This is a genomic window from Mesorhizobium sp., from assembly GCF_005063415.1.
Classification (GTDB): domain Bacteria; phylum Pseudomonadota; class Alphaproteobacteria; order Rhizobiales; family Rhizobiaceae; genus Mesorhizobium.
This window is the reverse complement of record NZ_SUEG01000337.1, coordinates 1-1209: the sequence shown is the minus strand read 5'-3', so window position 1 is coordinate 1209 and position 1209 is coordinate 1. Positions and strand designations below refer to the sequence as shown.

Sequence of the window (1209 nt, the reverse complement as noted above, 5' to 3'; positions counted from 1 at the left end):
CCACCGCTAACGACGGCACATGCCGTGCAATGGCGAGGTTGATGCGATTGTTGTAGGACCGTTCTGGCACGGTGTTGACCGAGACTACGGCGCGCCCACCGGGACGAAGTACGCGACGAAACTCGGCAAGTCCGCTTAGGGCATCGGGGAAGAACATCAGTCCGAGACTGCACACGACCGCATCGAAGCTTTCGTCGGCAAATGAAAGTGCCTGGCCGTCCTCAACCGCCACCGACGCGTTTTTCGAGTGGCGGAGGCGTTCGCGCGACTTCTCGACCATTGCGGGCGACAAGTCGGCGGCAGTGACGTGGCCAGTCAGGCCAACGATATTCAGGGCAGCTTCGGCTGCGAGACCTGTGCCCGTGGCGATGTCGAGGACGCGCATGCCCGGCGCGATGTGAGCCGCTCGAAGTAAGGTGGGAACGAAGTGCGTTGTAACGTGGGCGAATGCACGGTCGTAACCGGCCGCCGCTTCATCCTTGTATGTCAGTTCCTCTACCACTCGGGCGTGTCCGTTTTGATTGACGGTCCAACATTAGGTTAGGACAACGCCGAAGGCTACCATTGGAATTTGAATGCCCTGGGGGTGCTCCTTGGCCGTTCGGATCGATGGCGGCAACGTGAACTTCCCACCCAGTCCGGTCTTTGGGAGAACGGTCGGCAACGGCCGCAAAGGGTCATCAGTTCCGGTTCCGGAAGGACATTCTTGCGCCGCCATTTCCCGACATTTCTGGTCCTATTAAAGTGGACCTTCAAGCTGAGGCCGAATCGACTCTTCTCGGACCCGTTTTCACGCGTCCATGATGGGCTTTTGGTGTATGATTGTACTTTCATACAGGAGGGGGACATGGACGTCGCCACCTGGCTTCGTGGTATCGGCCTGGGACAATACGAGAAGGCCTTCCGCGACAACGATATTAGTGAAGAGGTTCTTGCCCACCTGACGGCCGAGGATTTGACGGGAATCGGCGTGACCTCCGTCGGTCACCGGCGCAAGCTGCTCGATGCGATTGCCTCACTGGCCCTGGTTTCGAGGTCGGCGCCCATTGGCGCATCCGCATCGCTGAAGACGGCGCTGCCTTTATCCGCCCCGACAGAGGCAGAGCGGCGGCAGCTCACGGTAATGTTCGTCGACCTCGTCGGGTCGACCGAGCTAAGCCATCAGCTCGACCCCGAAGAGCTGCGGGCGGTGATGCGGCGTTACCGAAG

General features: G+C 60.0%; 1 protein-coding gene and 1 pseudogene. One reads left to right on the top strand and one right to left on the bottom strand.

The features are described 5' to 3' along the window. A partial coding sequence (locus E5W70_RS32455; RefSeq protein WP_292665445.1) for a methyltransferase domain-containing protein occupies positions 1–502 on the bottom strand: 502 nt, incomplete at its 3' end. Between the two features lie 345 nt (positions 503–847). Between E5W70_RS32455 and E5W70_RS32450 the strand changes: the two are divergent. After that, positions 848–1209, top strand: a pseudogene (locus tag E5W70_RS32450) (adenylate cyclase); the annotation flags it as partial.